Source organism: Hwangdonia lutea, from assembly GCF_032814565.1.
GTDB classification, from domain to species: Bacteria; Bacteroidota; Bacteroidia; order Flavobacteriales; family Flavobacteriaceae; genus Hwangdonia; species Hwangdonia lutea.
This window is the reverse complement of sequence record NZ_CP136521.1, coordinates 3,384,283-3,405,147: the sequence shown is the minus strand read 5'-3', so window position 1 is coordinate 3,405,147 and position 20,865 is coordinate 3,384,283. Positions and strand designations below refer to the sequence as shown.

Genomic DNA, 20,865 nt, shown 5'->3' with positions numbered 1-20,865 from the left:
GGTTGGGTAGTGAATTATAAAGATACCTTACCACACAATTAATAAGGTATCTTTATATTATTGTTTTTATGAAGTTATTTTTTGGTTGAAGACACTGCGTTTATTGGCATTTTAGCTTCGCGCGCTTTGGCTTCGTCAAGCCATTTTGGTAAAAGTGTTCTTTTAAACTCTTCTTTATCAGCTTGTAATTTTTCAACATCCAATCCAATATACTTTTGAGCCTTTTCTTTTGTTGAAATATCTGGCATTTCTATTGGTTTATTGTGTCCTAAATCTGCCAACAAACGCGCCAACTTAACGCGTGCTTCTTGAGCAATTACTAAACCGCTTCCAATAACCCTTGCTGTTTCAACCGGAGCATGAAACGAAGCACCGTGAGCTGCTGCAGAGTAATCCCATCGCCATTGGCCGTGACGAATATCTGTCAAAATGGGCTTCATTTGTTCTTCTGTTGCGCCAAGGTCCCAACATTTTTTGGCTTCTAAATGGGCTTTAACTAAAAGGTCTTCTAATTTAAGGCGATTTTCAGTGGCTTTGCGCTGTCTTTCATAAACGTTTGCTATCAATTTGCTGGACTCTTCCCGATGGCAAACCTGACAGGCATTTGAGGTATTGTTTAACGGCGACTGGATATGGTGGTCGGTAAATTTTTGTCCGCCTTCGCTTTTATAAGGCATGTGGCAATCGGCACAAGATACGCCACGATCGGCATGTACGCCGGTTTTAAATGTTTCGTAGCCTGGGTGTTGCGCTTTTAACATGGGTGCTTTACTTAATTTGTGCGTCCAATCTGAAAACTCCAAATTATCGTAATAGTCTTCCATATTTTCTACCGTCATGCCATTTTTCCAAGGAAACTTTAAATAGGGTACGCCTTCTTTCCCTGGAAGTTTTTTATCAAAATAATACTCCACATGGCATTGGGCGCAAACCAGAGACCGCATTTCGTTGTGCGTAGCTTGGTTTATATCTTTACCCATGGCATCAAACGCCTCGACCAAAGCCGGTCTAGAGATGCGAAGTTTCATGGATTTAGGGTCGTGGCAATCGGCACATCCTATAGGGTTTACAACTTCAGATACGGTTTCAGCCCAAGTGCCACCGTAAAACTCGGCGATGCCTTTTTCGTTCATTAACCGCGGTACATCGGGCCCTTTACAGGTCCAACACGTAGCGGGCATAGGGCCATCTTCTTTTGATGTTGGCGCTCCTGTTCTTAATGTATTATGAACATCTTCAATAGCATAGGCATGTCCTCTACCTTGGTTGTAATCTTTAGAAAAACCGTAACCGGCAAACAAAATCACCAAACGCGGATCTTCTTCAAGCACATCGCGCGTAGCGGAGCCACCTTGCATAGAAGCAAATGAGGTGTCGAGCGTTTGTAAAGAAGATTGATACTCTAAAGGAAAGTTTTCGCCCCAAACCTCGTTTCTCGGTTCGTTTTCGGCAATATTAACTTGCGGAACATATTTATATTTGGCTTCAGATTTTCTGTTTACAATACTAGAGGCCAATAGCCCAAGTAGAAAAACTACAATAATGGTTACGATAAATAATACTTTGTTTTTCATTTGAAATAATTTTAATCGTCTCTAATTTGTTTATCCATCCAAGCCGGAATAACGAGTCCTTCCGGGTCTGTTGGTATTGGCGCTATATTATATTTTATGGTGGTTAATCCACGTACAGTGCCGTGTGGTACATTTTTATGGCAGCTCCAACATTGGCGTCCGGTTCTGTTTTCTTTGTGTCCCTCAATCCATCCATCATATTTTACTTGGGTAACTTGTTGGACATGGCAACGTATACAGTTGTTTTGCACCACTTCTTGCGAGGCTTCTTTTGTTTTAATAACATCAGGCTCCGCTCGAGCTGTAAAAACCGAGGCATGGTATAACCCATCTTTTGCTTTAAAATAATACTTATTGAATACATTATCGTGCGGTACGTGGCAATCGTTGCAATTGGCCCATTCGCGGTGCGAACTATGCATCCAACTATTATAAACGGGTGTCATTACATGGCAATTAACACAGGCTTGCGGGCTATCGGACATATAAGAATATATCTTGGATTCGCGGGCCATAAACAAACCCAAACCAATAATTACGGCAATAAAGAAAACGGCAGTGGTTCGCCATCTGGATGTTTTTGGTGGTAGTATTTTTTTATTTAGGCTCAATCGTACGGGTTTATTGCATTCTTAAAGATAATCTTAAATAAAAAATCAACAAAACAAAATTGTTATTTTTTTCCATTAAAAAACATGATAATTGTCATGCAGAGCAAAAAAGCTAGTAAAAAAAACATACACTAATTAACTTTAAAACCTATTTTTGCGAACTACATGGATTCATTCACACAAATAGTATTGGGTGCTGCCGTTGGCGAAGCCGTCTTAGGGAAAAAAGTTAGCAATAAAGCTATTTTATATGGTGCCATTGCAGGTACTATTCCAGATTTAGACATATTTGCATCGCATTTTACCGATACCGTAACGGCGTTATCTATCCACCGCGGGTTTACCCACTCGGTTGTGTTTGCCGTACTTTTTGCACCGCTCTTTGGATGGATGGTTTCACGGTATGAAACCTATAAAAATTTTAAAGGCTGGACTTGGTTGTTTTTCTGGGGATTTTTAACCCATTCCATTTTAGATGCACACACAACTTGGGGCACTCAATTGTTTTGGCCTTTTGATTTGCGGTTGGCTTTTAAAACCATTTTTGTAATCGACCCACTTTACACACTCCCCTTTTTGGTGTTTTTAATTTTAACGATGTTCCAAAAAAAAACCTCTAAAAAAAGGCGTTATTACAATAATATCGGTTTAATTATCAGCACCACATATTTGGCACTGACCTTTGTTTTAAAATGGGCAGCATATACAAAATTTGAAGATGCGCTACAAACACAAGGCATCAGCTATCAACAAATAGACACCCGACCATCGCCCCTTAATACCATTTTATGGAGCGCGAACATTAACACCAAATACGCTTATTTATTAGGTAATTATTCATTTTTTGACACACAACCCATTACTTTTGAAACGTATAAAAAAAACCATGAGTTACTGGGCAGCTTAATTGAGAATGAAAAGGTTAAACAAATGATTGCTGTTTCTGAAGGCTGGTACACCATCACCAAAAAAAACGATAAATTATTTTATAACGACTTACGGTTTGGGCTTTTAAGCATGACACCAAACGCCCAAGATTTTGTGTTTCGGTACGAAATTCGAGTAGACGAATTTGGCAATGTTCAGTTTATAGAACAAGAAAAAAACAAACGCGATGGAAAAAAACTATTAGCCGATTTGTGGGAGCGCTTAAAAGGGAATTAGGGGAACATAAAGCGTCATCCTTTTGGTACGGCTTTTAAATCTGTAATAATAATTCGCTTAATAACTTTAATATTATTTGCTGTAGATGACTGGCATCTGCCCTTTCCATTTGTTCCATAGGTTATCGTCCGTAATTAAACCTGCCATAAAGTGCGCTACATTAATACGACTTACTTTACCAGCATTAAAAATAGCACTTCGTGTTGGTGATTGATGAATCTCATAATCGCTAACTTCTTCTTCGTTTATTAAGCCATCTGGTCTAACCGCAACCCATTCAATAAAATTATCGTTTTGACCAATTTGTGTTCTTAAATAATCCGCAGCTTTTTCATTATCTACATGAGGTGGTAACAACAAACGAAGCAAACCAATAACGCATTTTTGTGCCAAAGAAATGGGCTCGTTTAAATCGCGATTTTGATTTCCTGTGGTGTTCATTAACACAAATTTTGTTGGGCTTTGCAGCCCATTAGATTGTATGGCTTCGCATAAGCGTCGTGTAGCATCCGTTACGAGTTTTCGGGGTTGCCCGTAAATACCTTTAAAAGTTAAATTATGACCAAGGCAAGACGCAACGGCGTGACAATCCTTGACTATTTCAGTCATTTCCATATCGCTTAATGCCAATACACTAGCAGAAATAATTTGCAGGTTACCATTCGTTTTCCATGATTCCGGCAATTTTCCTGGTGTCCTTACAATAACTTTTACTTTATGGTTTTGATCGAGAAGTTGCTCAACTAATTTTCTTCCTGTGGCTCCACTGGCTCCTACTACTAAAACTGTCATACTGAATTTTTTGATTGATTGATTGATATAAATTAAAGGACGATATATTACTGGAATTGTTTCATATATCGATTAATGTTATGATAAGATTTTATCCACAGATTGGTCATTGAAATCAGTTATTGTAAATTTTCTATTTTATTGGTGGTTAAATTTGCAACATTTGCTGTTATTTTTTCAATATCCCAATCCCACCATTGAAGCTCTAAAAGCTTTTCTATGGTTCTATTATCAAAACGTTTTCTGATTTCTTTCGCTGGATTGCCGCCAACAATTGTATAAGGCTCAACATCTTTTGTTACTGTTGCGTTTGTAGCAATAATTGCTCCATCTCCAATGGTTACTCCTGCCATAATAGTAGCGTTATAGCCAATCCAAACATCATTACCAATAGTAATATCTCCTTTTTTTGGATAACTTTTTCCATCCATGGCACTTTCCCAACCTTGTCCGAAAATCGCAAAAGGATATGTTGACAAGGCATCTGTTAAATGATTTGCGCCATTCATTATGAATTTCACATCAGAAGCAATCATACAGAATTTTCCAATTATTAATTTGTCTCCAACAAAGTCAAAAAGGTATTTTACATTTTTCTCAAAGTTCTTTACATTTTCAAAATCATCATAGTAGGTATAGTCTCCAACAATGATATTTGGATTTTTAATTATGTTTTTTAAGAAACATAGCCTGTCGTAATTCTGAAGTGGGAATTTTATGTTTTTGTCTGGACCATTCATAGAATATTATACTTTTAGTTGGTTTTATTTATTTTTTGCTTTGCTAATTTAAAGTCTTTTGTTCGCTTTATTTGTTCTTCTAGATTCCATTAAAATCAGATCTGTTTTTAAGAAATATGGAGATTGAACCTAAAATCAATTGCAGTTTTTTGTTGCCAAACGTTTTTTATAGAATGTTATCAATGCTCTTGATTAATATATTTTAACCCTTTATACAGAGCTATTAATGGGACAGAACGATGATTTTCTTTTTCAAAATATTCTAATTCTACTTTTAAAGGTTCATCTGACTTCTCTGTCATTAAAGCATAAAAATCGTCGTGTCTTTTTTTATTTCTTTCATAATTAGCTGCTCCTTGATTTGCAGTAGCGATGTACAATTTTTTGTTTAATGATATTGAGGAAATAGCATCAACTTTGTTTTTCATCATCTCTTCATTCCACCAAATACTTGGGTCTATAGCTATGTAAGTATTGAAGACACTATTTTTATCCATATATGCATTTAATGTTAGAAGCCCTCCCAAAGAATGACCTATGAGCGTTCTATGTGATTCTGTTCTATAATTTTTATCAATGTGAGGAATTAGTTCTTTTTCCATAAAGTTTAAGAATTTTCTTCCACCTCCTCCAGTATTGGGACGTTTGGTCTTAATTTTTGTAACCGTAAAATCTCTTCTGCGGTCTACATTCTCAATAGCAACAATAATTGTTTCTGGCATCAAATAATTTCTATTTCTATCCGAACTCATAAAATGTACTGTTCCAACTGTTGTTTTAAAATGCACAGAACCATCCAATAAGATTATAATTGGATATTTTTTGTCTATATCAGTAGAATCATTGTACGAATTTGGAAGACTTATCAAACAAGTTCTATTTTCATCTAATATGGAAGAATAAATATTGAACTTACTGCCTACCAAAATGTTATTATTTTGTTGCGCAAATAGGGTTTGTATTCCAAAAATAAAGATGAAAGAAAAAACTGTTATTAATTGTTTCATAGCATTTGTTTTATACATTGTTAGCACCTGTTTTTCTGTTTAATACTTTAATTCCAAGTGCTATTAATACTACTATCAATGCAATAAAAAACAGACTTGTTGAAATGCTTTTTGTAACCGAAAATATATGAGTTGCATAAACTGTAGTCTCTTTCAATTCGGGATAGTTTTTAAGCATTGTAATAATTCCGAAATTCTCTAAATAATCTGCAATTCCAGCAATTATCGGTATTACACAGAGATAAATATATCGGGAATTTAATTTGTTGAATTTTTTCAAGAAATAACCCAAAAGCAGACAGTAAGAAAGTCCGAATAGTAGTGGGTAAATCATATCCACAGGTATTTGGTTGTTTAGATAAGTTAAACGTCCATTTTCTCCAAGCAAACCGAATAATTCACTTACATATTCCAAATCATATCCTGTAGGCATCATATCCAATAATTTCATTCCGTTAGAGAATTCCATAGTTTTGGGAATTGTAACAGTCAGCATAAAGGTGTAAACAACATTTGTCAAGATAAAAAGTCCTAAAACTTTTTTTCCTGAACTATTCTTTTCAATAAATTTTGTTAATCGTTTCATTTTTTTTCAAATAAGTGTTAACAGTAGTATAAATGTAATAGATTTTGTATTGCATAATTCGAGTGAAAGCTTATAACCAACTAAATCCTAGTCCAATGTTAAAGATTACTGCATCTCTATGCGCATCTCCATCTAAAGACGCACGACCCAAAACTAATTTAGACTGTACATTTAGTGCGAAATTTTTCTTTTTGTAAATCTCGTAACCTGTACTTGCCATAACAGCGCAACCAAAGTTCCAATCGTCATTTACATCGTCTTTAATATCATATAGCGCTGGCGAATCTATGGCTAAACCAATGCCTCCGTGAATCCACCAACGGTCTTTTACCCAATACTGTACAGATGGTATAACACCTCCAAAGTGCCTGTCGTTATCCTGAAATTCGTAAATATTTCCAGGCAAGGCCACAGTAATGGCGAGTTTGTCGTTTAACATATGACCAAATTTTAAATCTGGAAAAACAAAAGTTCCTTGAGATTTATCAAACGTTTGAATACCTGCGCTATCTTCTAAACTGATAATACCTCCACCCACTACAAATTCGAAGATAAAACCATCTCTTACTGTTGTTGATTCTTGATTTGTATCTTGTGCATATGTTATACTCGATACAAATGCAAAGACTACACAAATTGTTCTTAATAAAGTTTGTGTTTTGATTGTTTTCATTTTAATTGATGTCATAATTGTTCGTTTTTTGATTGATGATTGATTGATGATAATATTACCTACTTTACAGTCTTGAATTATTAATCATTTTTATTATTCTTACTATTAAGTTCTTTCTCTTTTGCTTCAATAGCTGGTCGTTCTTTAAGATACGCTTCTGCATCCCAAGTAAGGCTCCATCTATTTAAATTTTCTTGCATAGTATTCAATCCCATTTCTAATCTGCGAGTATCTACATTGATTGGATCTTCTAATGGCAATACATAAGGCGTTTTACTCTCATTATTAATGGCTAGTTGCGTTCCATAAACTTGTCTCTCGCCTCTTCTTAGAAGTAGCCTATCATAAAACATAGCGTATTGCTGTTTTGGAAGATTATTATCTGCTACAGCTTTTTCAATTAAGGGTAAATATTTTTCTTGAGCTTCTTGATTGGCGTGCTGTATAACTAAAAAAAGTGTGGAAGTTCCTCGCTTTCCTATTAATGCTTTACTTGGCCATCCTCGTTCATCTAGAATTTTACTAACCTTAATAAGATTAATAGAATCTTTTTTAAGAATTGTTTGCCAAAATGCATCCATTTCTTTGGAATTTCGTCCATATTTTTCTTCCATAGAACGGATTTGATTTCGAGTACTTTGATCATCAAAATATATTTTATCTAACACAGCAACCAAATCTTTGTCAAAGTGAGCTTCTACTTCCTGCTTGTTTTTTAATACAACAGCCTTTAATTCTTCCCAACGTTTATCTGAATGCAAAACTTTTAAATCACTATCATTAATTAAGTGATTATAATCATCCCATTTCAAATCATTTGCAGTAATAAACAAATAATGAAAAGCCATATCTTTATTCCCAGATAGTGCATAAATACATGAGGCATTGTAGCGGTCACTCAAAGGTACTTTGTTGTTTAGTTTAAAGGCTTTTTCGTAAAGTTTTGCCGATTCTATGAAGTTTTTTTCCAAGCAAAGCTTCCAGCCATCTCTTATTAAATTATTATATTCAAGATTAGTGTTTTGAGCAAATGTTATGCTAGATACTAATGCAAAGACCACATAAATTGTTCTTAATAACATTTGTGTTTTGATTGTTTTCATTTTAATTGATGTCATAATTGTTCGTTTTCTGATTGATGAATTATTAATGATTTCTATTTTTAATAAAATGATTCTATTATTTTGAATATTTGATGAGTTCCTCCACATAGTGAAAATCACCCTGATTTTGAGTGAGTTTTATGAATGTTTTTACAGCAGGTGCATATAACCAAACTTCCGTTTCATCTGCATTATACCCTCTGGAATTGGTAGTTTTACCAACGTATTTAATTGTATAAGCCATATATGTTCCGGCCTCTACCGTTTCTTCTTTGTATGATAATACTTCGGCATTCTGACTTTGGCTACCAGTAGTTCCGTCTTGACTAGTCCAATTGTTTTCATATTTCCATTTTTTACCTACTTTAAGAGGCCAATCGTACTTAGGTGTTTCGCTAACCTCAGGTTTAACGATATCGCTAAGAGGAATGGTGTCTTTACCGATAGTCATCCCTAGACGTTCTCCAAATTTCACGACTTGCCTAGTGTCTGTTCCATCAGAACGAACCTCTCCTTCTGTAGTAACACCCTTATATTTCCACACCCATTTTTCGCCCAAACTATAATCCGCTAATGTGGGTTGTTGAGTTATACTAGATTTTGTTTTGTCATTACAGGCACTAAGTAATACTAATGCAAGTACCATTAGAATTTGATTTTTCATATGATTTGATTTATTGTTTAATTGCTTTTTGTCCGTATAGTGTGAATGATTGTTTGTCATCTTTTGTTGAGAAAGAAATTTGAATTCCGGTATTTGGATGAATAAATTCAAGATTTTCACCCATAATTGGAACAAGTTTATAGTCATCTCCATTAGGGAAATGGAGTGATATTTGATGGGTTTCATTTGAAAATGTTATAAAAAGCTCTACTTCACTATTCCACAAATAGTTTCCTACAATGGATTGTAGTATTGTCTTTTCAATGCTTTGTTTTCTAACTTCAATACGATTAAAATGGTTCCATCCGTACAATTTTGAGGCAGACAATAAAAGTTCGTTCCCTAAGGCGCCACCATTATCTGAATTTATTAAATACACCAGACCCTTTCCTGTAGTAAGATCTATAGTCATGCCTGTTCGATAACCTGCATTGCCACCATAATGGGTTAACGCTAAGCCATTATTTGATCTATCTACTATAAAACCGTAAATATGTCCATCTCGCTCTTCATTTATTATGGATTTAATTGCAGAAGCAGAGAAAACCGAGTTCTTGCCTTGATAGGCCTTATAAATTTCAATAAGAAATTTAGCCAAGTCAAACGATGTACTCCAAAGACCTGCAGCAGCTTGTTCTGGATGATTTCTCCAACCACCATCTAAAACTTTACCTGACTGGGTGTGGCCTTTTGCTATCTTGCTTGAATCTTTAACTATTAATGGTTGCGTAAATTCTGAGTGATTCATACCAACTGGATCAAGAATCCAAGTCTTCATCAAATTTGAAAATGTATCGTTATGAATGTCTTGCAGTGCTACTTCAGCTAAAGTGTATCCACCACCCGAATATGCTAATACATCATTCGGCTTTGAAAGTACTGCTATAGGTTGTGAATTTACACCTATAGCACCTTTTAGAATCTCTACATCTGTCGGAACGTTAAGATCTCTGGCATATCCTTGATAGCCACCTGAGGTTATACCAGACGTATGTGCAAATATATTTCTAAATGTTACAGGATTATTAACTGTTTGTTTTCCTTGCGGCAGGTTAAAACTTTTTAAATAATTTTCAATGTTCTTATCCAAATCGATAGTTACAGCGGTATGCATACGTAATGCCGCCAAAAACGTTACAGGTTTAGAAAGCGATGCCGCTTGAAAAATTGTAGTATCATTCAGCTTTTGATCTGGAAAGTTTGGGTTAGTGTATGTATGAGACCATTCTATTTTACCATTATTAATTACAGCTAATGATAGTCCTGGAATATTGTAATTAATCATGCTATTTGAAAGTGTACTGAAATTTTCTGGCTCATCTAAAAATTTCACTTTACCAATAATTTCTTGTTCTAATTGTCTTTTTCTCATTTGAGTGGCATCAGAACGCTTTCTGCTGTTATCAATTTCTTGTGCACTAATTTTATGAAGCATTTGTAAAAAGTTGGATTTATCTACTTTACCAACCGCATAATCCATCACCTTTCCTTCAGGATTAATGAAGATTGTTGTGGGTGTAGCACCAATATTAAAGTGCTTTACGAGTTCTTTATTATTTGGATCATCAATATCAATTTCTATTGGTACAATATTCGAATTGATAGCTTTCATAACTTTGGTATCAGCAAAAACTTGACGCTTCATAATTTTACAAGGAGAGCACCATTTTCCTGTAAAAAATATCATAATGTTTTTGTCAGAATTGTTGGCAAGCTTTTGAGCAGATTCAATGTCATTTATCCAAGCAATGTTATTTGAAGGAGCATAAAATGAGTACCAAGCATACCAAAGCGAAATGACTAGAAAAGTAAGCCAGAAAAAACTCCAAAAAGGATGCGATTTCTTTTTTGATGGTTTTAAATTGGAATTGTTCTTATTGTTTTTCATTTTTAATTTGTGTTTTGTAATTCAGCATAAGTATTTTTTAGGCTTTTTAATGATTCAATAGCATTACTGTAAGCCTCTCGATTTTGTGCAATCGTAGTCATTCTCGTTAACACCATATTTTCAAAATAAATGTCTTTTCCGTAAGTGTCTGAAGAAATGCCCATATCCTTAAATTTTACGTTTCGCATCAAAAAATTTTCATAATAGGCTTCAATGGCTTTTTGTTCTGAAGATTCTAGTTTTTCTATAGGGTTAAATGTTTCGTAGGTTTCAGAGATAGCATTACGTAAGTTTAAATCGTCAAATAATTTTAAATCACCTGAAAATTTTAAATTTTCATAGGTTATCATAACTGGATAAAACTTTTTAGACATAATTAAATAGAATGATTTTGTCGATAATCTCGGGTTATCATAATCTTTATACAATAAAATTTTGAATACGGTATCTAACTCTTTGAGCATGTGCATTGCCTCATCATCTAGAAGGGTTAACTTTTTAAGGTTGCGATCTGCTTCATCATGTAACTGTATAATGTATGAATTACGTAACTCTAATTTCTTCTCGTTATTTGAGTGTTCGTTAATGGCCAACGCAATAAGGATTCCAACTATCACCAAAATAATTTCTCCGGTTGCGTAGGCTATATATTTCCCAATCTTATTTTTGGTAATCATTCTTAATCTATTTTTTCTAAATAATTTTATCATGACTTAATGGTTTATTGAATTGAAAAAACAACGTGTTGGATGGCACTTTAAATATTTTTTAATTTTTTCTGTGTTACGCTTTTAAATGTCCATTTAAGGCCAAAAAATGGTCTTAAGATTGTAATTCTTTTCAGGATGAACTCATAAATAAGAAAACAGAATAAAAATGTAAATGCTGTAATTCCTATAAACTTGAGCATAGGATGAAGGTCTAAAGGCAAAATCAATGATGCACCAGCATATAACACAAACATGTGAATAATATAAACTGGATAAACAGCTTGACTTAAATAGCTTAATAAGGCACTTGGTTTATTAAGGTACCTATACCCTATTCCGAATAAACCCAATATCCAAGCAATAGATTCTATAGTAGTGATATACATATTTGATATGGCTTCATATCCTGTGAATCGAACAGCAAATAATACAGTCGCTAAACCGACATACAACCATTTCCATTTTGAAACGGTTTGCCAGAATGCTTTACCACTATACACAAAAAGAAAACCAAAAAAGAAAGCTAAAAATCCGATAAAAAATCCATGCCACGTTTTAGCGTACAGTTCAAATAGCTGTGGTTTTATAACACCTATTTCTATCATAAAAAATGCTGATATAGATAATGGTCCTATGGCATAACTCATCACTTTTGAAATGACTTTCTTAAATTTCCCGTTTTCATTATGCTTTAAATAGTAAAACACAGGTGACAACAACAATACATAGACAAAAATATTTCCTAAAAACCATAAATGTCCCATATGCGGAAAATAACTCAATGGCATATTATAGTACTTCTGAAAAACTAAAAAATGTAATGGACTGATGGCCAAAATTCCGAAAACAAAGGGCAAGAGAATTCGTTTACTTCGCTCTATTAATAATTGCTTCCAATTTCTTTTTTTCATTGCAAAATATAAACCCATTCCCGATACAAAAAACAGTAACGGTATGCGCCAAATATTAAGCATCGTCATAGGTTTCCAGAGTCCTTCTAAAGCGTCTTCACTTCTTATAAAACCTATAAACATGGCCCAAGGTTGGAATATAATAGCTATATGATAAATCAGTAATAAACCTATAGCAATGACTCTTAGCCAATCAATATCGTATCTTCTTTCCGTTGTCATCTTTTATTGTGTTTATTGTAACATCATCGCTACAACAGGGCGTGCTTTTTGTAATTCATTAAGGTCTAATGTAAAACCCATTGGTTGTAATTGCTGTATCAGCATTTCATAGATAGGTTTCATCTGAGCGTAATCTACCATTACGGTTTCCCTTGCTGTAGCACCATAATTATTGCGAATGTTTTTGTCTGCTTTTGCATCAATGAGTAATTGTACAATTTCGATACGTCCAAAAAAGGCTGCGGTGTGCAAAGCTGTTCCGCCATCATTATTTTTTACAGACAAATCTGCATTTGCATTGATAAGTACCTTTGCAATTTCAGGTTTATTAAATGTGGCTGCTGACATTAAAGGTGTAGAACCAGACATGGCTTCTTTTTGATTAATATCAGTCCCAGCTTCAATATGCTGCTTCACTGCTTTTAAATTTCCGGTTAATACAGCAGTATGAATGTCTATACTAGGTTTTGCTATTTCCTTTTTTGAAATGGCTGTTGTTTTTTTGTTTTTACTTTTTTCTAAACATGATGTTAACGATATTACCATTACACATATAATGGCCAAACATCTTACTTGAATTTTCATTGCGTTTTTCATGATTTTTAAATTTTATGAATTATTGTTTCGATTTGATGGTACAAAGATGCAACGAACCTTGATGCAGCATTAAACAGTTATGAATCAAGAGTTATGAAGTTTAGCGCAGGATTATAAATTATGACGCAAGACTATAAATTATGACGCATTTAATCAAATTGCAACAAAATGTGCATAGATAAAGTCCGTTATTAAATTTTACTTATCTTCGTTTTAGTTAACAACAAAATGACTTCAAATTATACATCAAATTCATTTTTGTCAGAAGCTAAATCCCTAGTTTTAGATCATATTTCTAACGAGCAATTTGGTGTTTCTGAATTGGCAAGCGAACTGCATATGAGCCGTTCCAGTTTGCTCAGAAAAATAAAAAAGCAAACCAATTTATCGGCCAGTCAGTTTATCCGGGAAATACGTTTACAGAAAGCTGCCGAGTTATTGCTGGAAACGGAGCATACCGCCTCGGAAATTGCATTTGAAGTTGGTTTTAGCAATCCGTCTTATTTTACAAAATGTTATCGCGAATATTATGGCTATCCGCCTGGTGAAACAAAAGCCAAAAAAGAAGAAGAATGGCATACAGAACAAAAAAATGATGAAGAAACGAAAAAGCCAGTTACAAAAAGCAAAAACGTTAATAGATATATTATTGCAATTTCGTCCATAGCAATCGTTGCCATTGTTTATTTTTTTAAGGACCAATTTGCTTCCACAGAATCTAAAGCAAATAAAGAAAAGTCGGTTGCTTTTTTACCGTTCAAAAATCTAAGTGAAGACAATTCTAATTTATATTTTATAAATGGAGTTATGGAATCTTCACTTAACAATCTTCAAAAAATTAAAGATTTACGGGTAATCAGTAGGACTTCCACAGAAAAATATAGAAACAACCCTAAAACCGTTTCAGAAATTGCCGAAGAATTACAAGTGAACTATTTGATTGAAGGCAGTGGGCAAAAAATTGGCAATGAAGTGCTTATAAGTATTCAATTGATAGATGCCAATGCAGATAGTCCTATTTGGTCAGAACAATACATATATCAACTCGATAATGTTTTTGAGCTTCAAAATACCATCGCAAAAAAGATTGCCCATGCCATAGAGGCCAATGTAACTCCAAAAGAACTGGCGCTTATTGAAAAAAAACCAACTGAAAATATCTTGGCTTATGATTTTTATTTAAAAGGACTCGAAAATCAAAATGAACAAAGTGAGGAAGGATTACATAAAGCTATCTTAAATTTTGAAAAAGCTATAAAACATGACCCAAAATACGCAAACGCTTATGCTCAGATTGCTATTTGTTACTATTATTTAGATTTGAATAAAATTGACAAAAAATATTTAGACAAGTTAAATGAATATTCAGACAACTCCTTGTTGTATGATTCTACTTCCGAATTACCACTGATTGCAAAGGCACTTTATTATATAAATGCAAACGAGTTCAGGTTAGCCATACCTTATTTGGAAAAAGCGCTAGATTACAATCCCAATGCTTCTTCTGTAGTGTTAATTTTATCAGATTTATATGCTCGAGTGGTTCCAGATACACACAAATATCTCACTTATGCATTAAAAGGTATTAAACTGAATGTAGCAGCTAATGACTCTATATCTCAGAGCTATATCTATCTGCACTTGAGCAATGCTTTAGTACAAAACGGTTTTGCGAAAGAAGCCTCACAATACATTGAAGAATCATTAAAATATAATCCCAGTAATCCACATTCTAATTATTTAAAAAACTTTATAGATTATGCCAATAATAAGGATTTAAAAGCCTTAACAAGTAAAATGCTACTAGAGTGGAAAAAAGACACAACACGTGCCGATATCACCCAAGAATTAGCGAAGATGTACTATTTTCAAGAAGAGTATAATAAAGCATTATTTTATTATGAAAAATATATTAACATATTGGCTACCAATAAAATTGACCTGTATCCTGCAGAAAATATAAAAATTGCATACACCTATAAAAAAATGGGGTTTTCTAAGAAAGCCGAGCAATACTTGAATAAATACAAAGACCATCTGGAAAAAGATGATTCAATTTATAAAGAAGCGATGTTAGCTATGCTCTATCTTTATGAAAATTTGCCAGATAAAGCCATAGAAGCTTACAATGAATTTAGTTTGCAAGATGATTTTCAATATTGGGTAATTTTATTTATGGAGGAAGACCCTCTTATGAAACAATTGCAAAATCATCCAAAATACGAGGAAACTATTGCGAAAATAGAACGGCAATTTTGGAATAAACATGAAGAACTGAAAGAAACTTTAGAACAGGAAAAACTACTCTAAAATCTTGATGAGATAATTAGCAAAATCAAAATTATTCGAATTTGGTATTCAACTGTTTCTTCTTGATTGTGTTGCCATACTGCTTGTTGTTTTCTATTTATTGAGTTCCAATTCCTTTACATAAGAAGCTAGACCAACAAGGTCATAAAATTTTTTCAAATCTCCTTGTATCAACGATACAGCACAATGATTTATGAGTAATGCTCTAGAAGCATATGGTTTATGTTCTTGAACAAACTGTTCAATTAACGCCTTAGAATTTTCTTTACCTTTAGTCTCGTAAGCGTACAAGACTTTTACAGCGTTTTCTTCAGCGGTTATTGTTCTTGGTTTGGGATTATATCCCAATTGTTTAACCATAGCTTCGGCCAATGCCCAAACTGACCAAGGATTTTGGCCAGTAATTAGGTTTTTGTCATGACTGATTTTTTCCAAATACATAATGCCTTCATTAAAATTTGCGCCTTGTGCTATCAATTTATCCTGTAGTAAGAAAGGGAATATGGATTCTGCTTTTGGAATCAATAATAACTCTTCCTTATTTGTAAATCCACTGACCTGTTTATTTTTTAAAAATAATTGTCCGTTCTCTAATTTTACATTTACCAATGCTGATGGTCCGTGGCAAACAGCCCCTATAACTTTGTCTTTATCGTGAAAGTCTTGTATTAAGGTTTGTATGTGTTTATTATTTGGGAAATCGAACATCGCTCCTTTGCCTCCAACAAAATAGACAGCTTCGTAATCTTTAGGGACAATAGCCTCTAACATTAGGCTATTATTTGTTTTGGATTGCGCTACGGTGTCGTTTAAAAATGCGTAATCAAATAGTCCCATATCGTCATCGTCGAGAACCACAGGTGGCTTCCCTCCTAACGGACTTGCAATATCCACGTCAAAACCATTCGCCTTAAAAACATAATAAGCCCTTGCTAATTCTGTAAGCTCATAGCCTGTTTCCTTACCGCTGGAACCCATAGAATCAGTACTGGTAACAACAGCGAGTATTTTTCCGCGAAAGGCTGGTACGTTTTCAGTAACATAAGCTATATCGCTCACTTGATTATGTATCAACGTACCGTCTTCTGCTGGCAAAAGACTTGCTATATAAATTCCGATTAGGATTAGAAGAGTAACTACAATTGCTAATGATGTCAGTATCCATTTTATAATTCTATATTTTTTAAACATAATTTCTAATTTTTTGATTGATATATATTGAACAGACGACTTATGACGAAAATTGCTACAACACTTCACAAAACAACTAGGTAGTCTGTTCCCTAAAAAAGTCATACAATCGTCGTGTTCCAAATCTGGGCGCAACTTGATTTTCTGCCATAAGGGTTAAAAAGAATTCAATTGGTCCATAGGTTTTAGACGATGTAAACGTGCGCAATGCCCAAATTGCAAATCGTCTAATACAATCTGGTAAATGGATGATTTTTATGGGTTTTTGCAAAGCACCTAAAGCCATTTCCCCAATTTCATTCAATGTTAAAATATCTGGACCACCTACAATAATTTCATTCTTAGTTGAATTAATAGCTTGTAAACAAACTATGGCCAAATCTTCGCCATGAATAGGATTTAGTTTTTGTTCGCCATTTCCAAATAGGTAAATTTTCCCTTGTTTTGCCATGTTTAGAAAATCTTTCATATCTGAAAAGAAACCATTTGGACGAATAATGGTATAATCTAAACCCGAAGCTTTTAAGGCATCTACAAATTTTTCCTTGGCTTCAAAAATTTTAAGATGCCTATACTTATTTCCGTTTATTGCAGACACATAGATAAACTTTTTAACACCTGCCTTTTTCGCTTCATTCAATAAATTTAGATTGGCCTGATAGTCAACATCCATATACGTTAAACCATCTTTTTGTCTCGTTATACCAACAGTTGAAATAACCGTTGCAACACCTTCACAAACACCAATTAATGAGTTTGGCTTTGTCACTTCGGCCTTAATTATTTTAACCGTTTTACTTTCCAAAGCCTTTAACTTTTGAGGCGACCTTACTACTAATTTAGTTGCCATTTGTTCTTGGGATAAAGCTTTGGCAATGTAGCCTCCTAAATATCCTGTTGCTCCAGCAAGTAAAACGGTTTGTGAGTTATGTTTGTTCATTATTAATCTTTTTTGTTTAGCAACCTAAAAGTTACTATTAGGTCTATGTAAATTTCCATCCGCAAAAGCAAGTCCAGGAACTAATTTACACGGCGCATTAGTGCGAAGTTTTCTTTTATGAATTTCGGTTTAGTTAGTCTTTACGTTCTATTATTTTGAGTATTTCAACAACCAAAATTAACGCACTTTTAGATGCTTCCAGTTGATTTAAAGTGCCTGATATGTAAGTATCCAATTGTTCGCAATACCATAAAAAAGAAGCTGTGCTTCCTGAATGTCCAATCAGTTGTAAACCTGTATTATTATTAGTTAAATCTTTTATAGATACTTGTCTAATCCCAAAACCGTATGCCATACCTTTTGTTTCATGTACCCAATTTTGCATGGCAATACGAGTTGTTTTATTTATGATCAAATCGCTATTAAAAGCTTCAAAAAAATTGATTAAGTCTTGGGTAGTGGATACTAAGCCGCCACCTCCCCAATCAGCACTTAAACTTTTAATCGATGATAACTCAATATCGCCAACATAAAATTTGGCCATAGGAAGTGTATGTTCTATTGCCGATGATTTTAAATTGATGTAAGAACTATGCATTTTTAATGGTTGAAATATATGCCTCTGAAAAAATTGTTCTAAAGATAAACCGCTCACTTTTTCTATAATCAATGCCAAAAGCACATAGGCTGTATCTGTATAATGATAGTTTGTACCAGGAATAAAATGAGGGTTCATCTTATGCTTTGCAAAGTCCACCAGTTCTACTGCCGACCAAGTTTTATTGGTATCCACTAATAATTGATTGATAACATTAGGACTTTCATCAATAGTTTTATCTGTAAAATAATCAGGAAGACCTGAAGTATGTTGCAATAGGTTTTTGATAGTAATGTTCCTGGAATAGTCCTTTCCATCTAAAACGTGAAGATTAGCCATCAATGATTCTGGAAGATATTTAGATATTTTATCTTCAAATCTTAGTTTGTTTTCATCCTTCAAAACACCTATTGCCGTTGCTGTAAGCATCTTAGTAATACTAGCCGTATAGAAAGGACTGTTGGTTTTAATAGCGTTTTCTGTACTTTTAGCGAGCTGAATGTCAATTCCTTTAGATTTAGAATATACGTGCAGAATACCGCTTTTAATGTTTTCTTTTTCTAATTCGGTTTTAAATAACTTCGTGACTTCGTTGTCAATATTTTGCTGACCAAAACAAGATAGTCCGATAAAAAGAGTAAGGCTTAAAAGTGTTGTTCTCATGGCGTTAATATTAGAATTATTAGACGGTTTTATAACTTAAAACTTTATACCTATATAAAGGTTGGGCTCAAACAGAAAATAAGATTTCCACTTGTTGTCCAGCTGCTTAAATTCTTCAGGTGTATTGGTGTCAAACATCCAATTCTGGCAATGAAATTGAGGTTCTATGAAGAATTGTTTCTTTTTTCCAAAAGCAATGTGATAACCCACATGATAAGAGGTGTAAAGCTTAAAGCCATTGGCTATTTTTTTATTGTTTAAGTCTAAATAGGTTTTGTGTTGCGGTAAAACTTCTATTGAGGCAAATAGACCTTTCCAAAGCATGCGTTGGTATGTTATTCCTATGCCTGTTTCTCGTAGATAACCAGGATAAAATTCCGTACCAGAATCTACTTTGTCCAAAAGTCCGTCCCACCATTGGATTCCCATAGGTTGAAATAATCGCCACGTTGCAAATTTTACGCCAATGATATTTTTGGAATCCAATTTGCGCTTTATGTGAAGTTCTATGTGTTGCGTATTTGTTCTTTCGCCTCCTTTGCCGATATTCCCTAAGATAATTGCAGGAAAGCTGATTCTGTATTTGTGCTCAATGCTATTATTTTCTGATAGTGCTTTGTTACTTTGAGCGAAAACATTTGTTGCAAATAATAGGGATAGTATGATTGTTGATGTTAATCCTCTCATGTTTTTTATTTTTTAATTAATTTACTTTTTTAATTTAATTGGTTCGTTAACAAATGTTGAATAATGGTATGGCGTTGCGAACCTATATTGTCTTGTTGATTGCTTAAAAGCACAACTGTGGTATTATGTTGAGGAATAAAACCAATCATACTCCAATAGCCATTAATATCGCCTCCATGCCAATACAATGTGGTATCGCCTTCTTGTGAGGTAAACCAGCCTAAGCCAAAATCCACATAACCACTTGGTACGTTTTGTGCAAATATTTCGGCTTTTTCGGCTTCTGTAAACCAATTGGTTTTTACGGCATTTGCCCAAGTTTCCATATCTTTTGGCGAGCTACTGAAGTCGCCTGCACCAAATGGAATAGCCATTGGATACGTACTGTTAGGACTTCCGTTAAAATAGCCTTGCGCATGTGTATTAGTATCAATTTCATTGTTTCCCTTAAAAGAATCGGTCATTTCCAGAGGATTAAAAATATTCTGCTGAATGTACTGATGGTAAGACATTCCGGATAATTGCTCTATTAACAAAGCCGAAATAAGATAGTTTGAATTGCAATACTGCTTACTGGAACCTGGCGAAAAATTGAGTCCGTTTTCTGAAATTAAATCGGTAATAACCTCGTAAATATCCTCTTCATCCAAAGCCATGCCTTCCTCAAATGCTTGTTCAACGACAAATTGATATTCTGGAATACCTGATTGATGTGATAATAAGTGGGCAATCGTGATTTGATTACCGTTTGGAAATTCGGTATCAAATTCATTTAAAGTTTGATTAAAACTACTAATGAGACCATCACGTTTTAACTGAACAATAGCTGCAGCTGTTAATGTTTTGGTTACCGAGCCAATGCGATAAGCAAGGTCATCATCTTGAGGCATTGCTGTGTTTTCATTAGCCAACCCAAATCCTTGACGGACTACATCGTTTCCATTTTTAGTAACGATGGCATAACCTTGAAAATTGAGTTCGGTTAATATATTTTCAAGAGATGTAATGTTGTTTGCTGATGTATTATCATCGTCATTTGAGCATGATGTAAGCAAGCTAAAAATTAAAAGTATCAAGCATATTATTTGTTTTGATAGTGTTGTCATAACTGTCGATTTATTGATTAATAAAATATTGTGATGCAAATATGCTGACTAACAGCACACGCATCGTTCGACATTATGATTTAGAACCTTTTAAGTGAAATTTGGAACTTTATTTAACAAGAAGACAA

At 34.1% G+C, this 20,865-nt stretch carries 20 protein-coding genes; 2 read left to right on the top strand and 18 right to left on the bottom strand.

All coding sequences use genetic code 11. The annotated features are described in order from the left end of the window. Positions 1-74: 74 nt before the first annotated feature. Positions 75-1,574 carry an ammonia-forming cytochrome c nitrite reductase gene (gene nrfA, locus RNZ46_RS14655; RefSeq protein ID WP_316982917.1) on the bottom strand — a complete coding sequence of 500 codons (1,500 nt, stop codon included), beginning with the start codon at positions 1,572-1,574 and terminating at the stop codon, positions 75-77. Positions 1,575-1,585: 11 nt separating this feature from the next. Then, the gene (nrfH, locus tag RNZ46_RS14650) at positions 1,586-2,185 is read right to left on the bottom strand and encodes a cytochrome c nitrite reductase small subunit (protein ID WP_316982916.1); all 600 of its coding nucleotides are present in this window, start codon (positions 2,183-2,185) and stop codon (positions 1,586-1,588) included. A 165-nt stretch (positions 2,186-2,350) separates the two neighbouring features. Between nrfH and RNZ46_RS14645 the strand changes: the two genes are divergently transcribed. Further along, a complete protein-coding gene (locus tag RNZ46_RS14645; RefSeq protein ID WP_316982915.1) occupies positions 2,351-3,349 on the top strand; it encodes a metal-dependent hydrolase in 999 nt (332 codons plus the stop codon). A gap of 72 nt (positions 3,350-3,421) precedes the next feature. Here RNZ46_RS14645 and RNZ46_RS14640 read toward each other — a convergent pair whose 3' ends face one another. The 11 genes from RNZ46_RS14640 to RNZ46_RS14590 form a co-directional block, all read right to left on the bottom strand. After that, positions 3,422-4,141 (bottom strand): NAD(P)-dependent oxidoreductase, encoded by a 720-nt coding sequence (locus RNZ46_RS14640; RefSeq protein ID WP_316982914.1) that lies wholly within the window; start codon positions 4,139-4,141, stop codon positions 3,422-3,424. Positions 4,142-4,260: 119 nt separating this feature from the next. Then, the gene (locus tag RNZ46_RS14635) at positions 4,261-4,881 is read right to left on the bottom strand and encodes a CatB-related O-acetyltransferase (RefSeq protein ID WP_316982913.1); all 621 of its coding nucleotides are present in this window, start codon (positions 4,879-4,881) and stop codon (positions 4,261-4,263) included. A gap of 179 nt (positions 4,882-5,060) precedes the next feature. Continuing rightward, a complete protein-coding gene (locus tag RNZ46_RS14630) occupies positions 5,061-5,888 on the bottom strand; it encodes an alpha/beta hydrolase (protein WP_316982912.1) in 828 nt (275 codons plus the stop codon). Positions 5,889-5,898: 10 nt separating this feature from the next. After that, positions 5,899-6,474, bottom strand: a complete 576-nt coding sequence (locus tag RNZ46_RS14625; RefSeq protein WP_316982911.1) for a hypothetical protein — start codon at positions 6,472-6,474, stop codon at positions 5,899-5,901. Positions 6,475-6,544: 70 nt separating this feature from the next. Next, entirely contained in the window at positions 6,545-7,162 is a 618-nt protein-coding gene (locus tag RNZ46_RS14620; RefSeq protein WP_316982910.1) for a hypothetical protein, read from the bottom strand. Between the two features lie 65 nt (positions 7,163-7,227). Further along, entirely contained in the window at positions 7,228-8,265 is a 1,038-nt protein-coding gene (locus tag RNZ46_RS14615) for a DUF6624 domain-containing protein (RefSeq protein WP_316982909.1), read from the bottom strand. 61 nt (positions 8,266-8,326) lie between these two features. After that, positions 8,327-8,914 carry a hypothetical protein gene (locus RNZ46_RS14610; protein ID WP_316982908.1) on the bottom strand — a complete coding sequence of 196 codons (588 nt, stop codon included), beginning with the start codon at positions 8,912-8,914 and terminating at the stop codon, positions 8,327-8,329. Positions 8,915-8,924: 10 nt separating this feature from the next. Further along, the gene (locus RNZ46_RS14605; RefSeq protein WP_316982907.1) at positions 8,925-10,802 is read right to left on the bottom strand and encodes a serine hydrolase; all 1,878 of its coding nucleotides are present in this window, start codon (positions 10,800-10,802) and stop codon (positions 8,925-8,927) included. A 2-nt stretch (positions 10,803-10,804) separates the two neighbouring features. Beyond that, on the bottom strand, positions 10,805-11,479 hold the full coding sequence (locus tag RNZ46_RS14600) for a hypothetical protein (RefSeq protein ID WP_316982906.1): 675 nt from the start codon (positions 11,477-11,479) through the stop codon (positions 10,805-10,807). Between the two features lie 80 nt (positions 11,480-11,559). Further along, the gene (locus tag RNZ46_RS14595) at positions 11,560-12,645 is read right to left on the bottom strand and encodes an acyltransferase family protein (protein ID WP_316982905.1); all 1,086 of its coding nucleotides are present in this window, start codon (positions 12,643-12,645) and stop codon (positions 11,560-11,562) included. Between the two features lie 12 nt (positions 12,646-12,657). Then, on the bottom strand, positions 12,658-13,242 hold the full coding sequence (locus RNZ46_RS14590) for an ankyrin repeat domain-containing protein (protein WP_316982904.1): 585 nt from the start codon (positions 13,240-13,242) through the stop codon (positions 12,658-12,660). A gap of 228 nt (positions 13,243-13,470) precedes the next feature. Between RNZ46_RS14590 and RNZ46_RS14585 the strand changes: the two genes are divergently transcribed. Beyond that, positions 13,471-15,552: a helix-turn-helix domain-containing protein gene (locus tag RNZ46_RS14585; protein ID WP_316982903.1), complete on the top strand. Its 2,082-nt coding sequence runs from the start codon at positions 13,471-13,473 to the stop codon at positions 15,550-15,552. A gap of 93 nt (positions 15,553-15,645) precedes the next feature. Here RNZ46_RS14585 and RNZ46_RS14580 read toward each other — a convergent pair whose 3' ends face one another. The 5 genes from RNZ46_RS14580 to RNZ46_RS14560 form a co-directional block, all read right to left on the bottom strand. Next, on the bottom strand, positions 15,646-16,647 hold the full coding sequence (locus RNZ46_RS14580; RefSeq protein ID WP_316982902.1) for a type 1 glutamine amidotransferase domain-containing protein: 1,002 nt from the start codon (positions 16,645-16,647) through the stop codon (positions 15,646-15,648). A 172-nt stretch (positions 16,648-16,819) separates the two neighbouring features. Then, positions 16,820-17,683 carry an SDR family oxidoreductase gene (locus RNZ46_RS14575; protein ID WP_316982901.1) on the bottom strand — a complete coding sequence of 288 codons (864 nt, stop codon included), beginning with the start codon at positions 17,681-17,683 and terminating at the stop codon, positions 16,820-16,822. 133 nt (positions 17,684-17,816) lie between these two features. Then, complete coding sequence (locus RNZ46_RS14570) at positions 17,817-18,944, bottom strand: serine hydrolase domain-containing protein (RefSeq protein ID WP_316982900.1); 1,128 nt, start codon at positions 18,942-18,944, stop codon at positions 17,817-17,819. A 36-nt stretch (positions 18,945-18,980) separates the two neighbouring features. Continuing rightward, entirely contained in the window at positions 18,981-19,631 is a 651-nt protein-coding gene (locus tag RNZ46_RS14565; RefSeq protein ID WP_316982899.1) for a hypothetical protein, read from the bottom strand. A gap of 29 nt (positions 19,632-19,660) precedes the next feature. Beyond that, positions 19,661-20,737 (bottom strand): serine hydrolase domain-containing protein, encoded by a 1,077-nt coding sequence (locus tag RNZ46_RS14560; RefSeq protein WP_316982898.1) that lies wholly within the window; start codon positions 20,735-20,737, stop codon positions 19,661-19,663. Positions 20,738-20,865 lie beyond the last annotated feature (128 nt).

Coding starts and splice junctions, on each gene's coding strand:
- RNZ46_RS14590 (WP_316982904.1), bottom strand. CDS start 13,242: ATGAAAAACGCAATGAAAATTCAAGTAAGATGTTTGGCCATTATATGT.
- RNZ46_RS14585 (WP_316982903.1), top strand. CDS start 13,471: ATGACTTCAAATTATACATCAAATTCATTTTTGTCAGAAGCTAAATCC.
- RNZ46_RS14565 (WP_316982899.1), bottom strand. CDS start 19,631: ATGAGAGGATTAACATCAACAATCATACTATCCCTATTATTTGCAACA.
- RNZ46_RS14600 (WP_316982906.1), bottom strand. CDS start 11,479: ATGATTACCAAAAATAAGATTGGGAAATATATAGCCTACGCAACCGGA.
- RNZ46_RS14620 (WP_316982910.1), bottom strand. CDS start 7,162: ATGACATCAATTAAAATGAAAACAATCAAAACACAAACTTTATTAAGA.
- RNZ46_RS14630 (WP_316982912.1), bottom strand. CDS start 5,888: ATGAAACAATTAATAACAGTTTTTTCTTTCATCTTTATTTTTGGAATA.
- RNZ46_RS14625 (WP_316982911.1), bottom strand. CDS start 6,474: ATGAAACGATTAACAAAATTTATTGAAAAGAATAGTTCAGGAAAAAAA.
- RNZ46_RS14640 (WP_316982914.1), bottom strand. CDS start 4,141: ATGACAGTTTTAGTAGTAGGAGCCAGTGGAGCCACAGGAAGAAAATTA.
- RNZ46_RS14610 (WP_316982908.1), bottom strand. CDS start 8,914: ATGAAAAATCAAATTCTAATGGTACTTGCATTAGTATTACTTAGTGCC.
- RNZ46_RS14560 (WP_316982898.1), bottom strand. CDS start 20,737: ATGACAACACTATCAAAACAAATAATATGCTTGATACTTTTAATTTTT.
- RNZ46_RS14615 (WP_316982909.1), bottom strand. CDS start 8,265: ATGACATCAATTAAAATGAAAACAATCAAAACACAAATGTTATTAAGA.
- RNZ46_RS14575 (WP_316982901.1), bottom strand. CDS start 17,683: ATGAACAAACATAACTCACAAACCGTTTTACTTGCTGGAGCAACAGGA.
- RNZ46_RS14645 (WP_316982915.1), top strand. CDS start 2,351: ATGGATTCATTCACACAAATAGTATTGGGTGCTGCCGTTGGCGAAGCC.
- RNZ46_RS14635 (WP_316982913.1), bottom strand. CDS start 4,881: ATGAATGGTCCAGACAAAAACATAAAATTCCCACTTCAGAATTACGAC.
- RNZ46_RS14605 (WP_316982907.1), bottom strand. CDS start 10,802: ATGAAAAACAATAAGAACAATTCCAATTTAAAACCATCAAAAAAGAAA.
- RNZ46_RS14570 (WP_316982900.1), bottom strand. CDS start 18,944: ATGAGAACAACACTTTTAAGCCTTACTCTTTTTATCGGACTATCTTGT.
- nrfA (WP_316982917.1), bottom strand. CDS start 1,574: ATGAAAAACAAAGTATTATTTATCGTAACCATTATTGTAGTTTTTCTA.
- RNZ46_RS14595 (WP_316982905.1), bottom strand. CDS start 12,645: ATGACAACGGAAAGAAGATACGATATTGATTGGCTAAGAGTCATTGCT.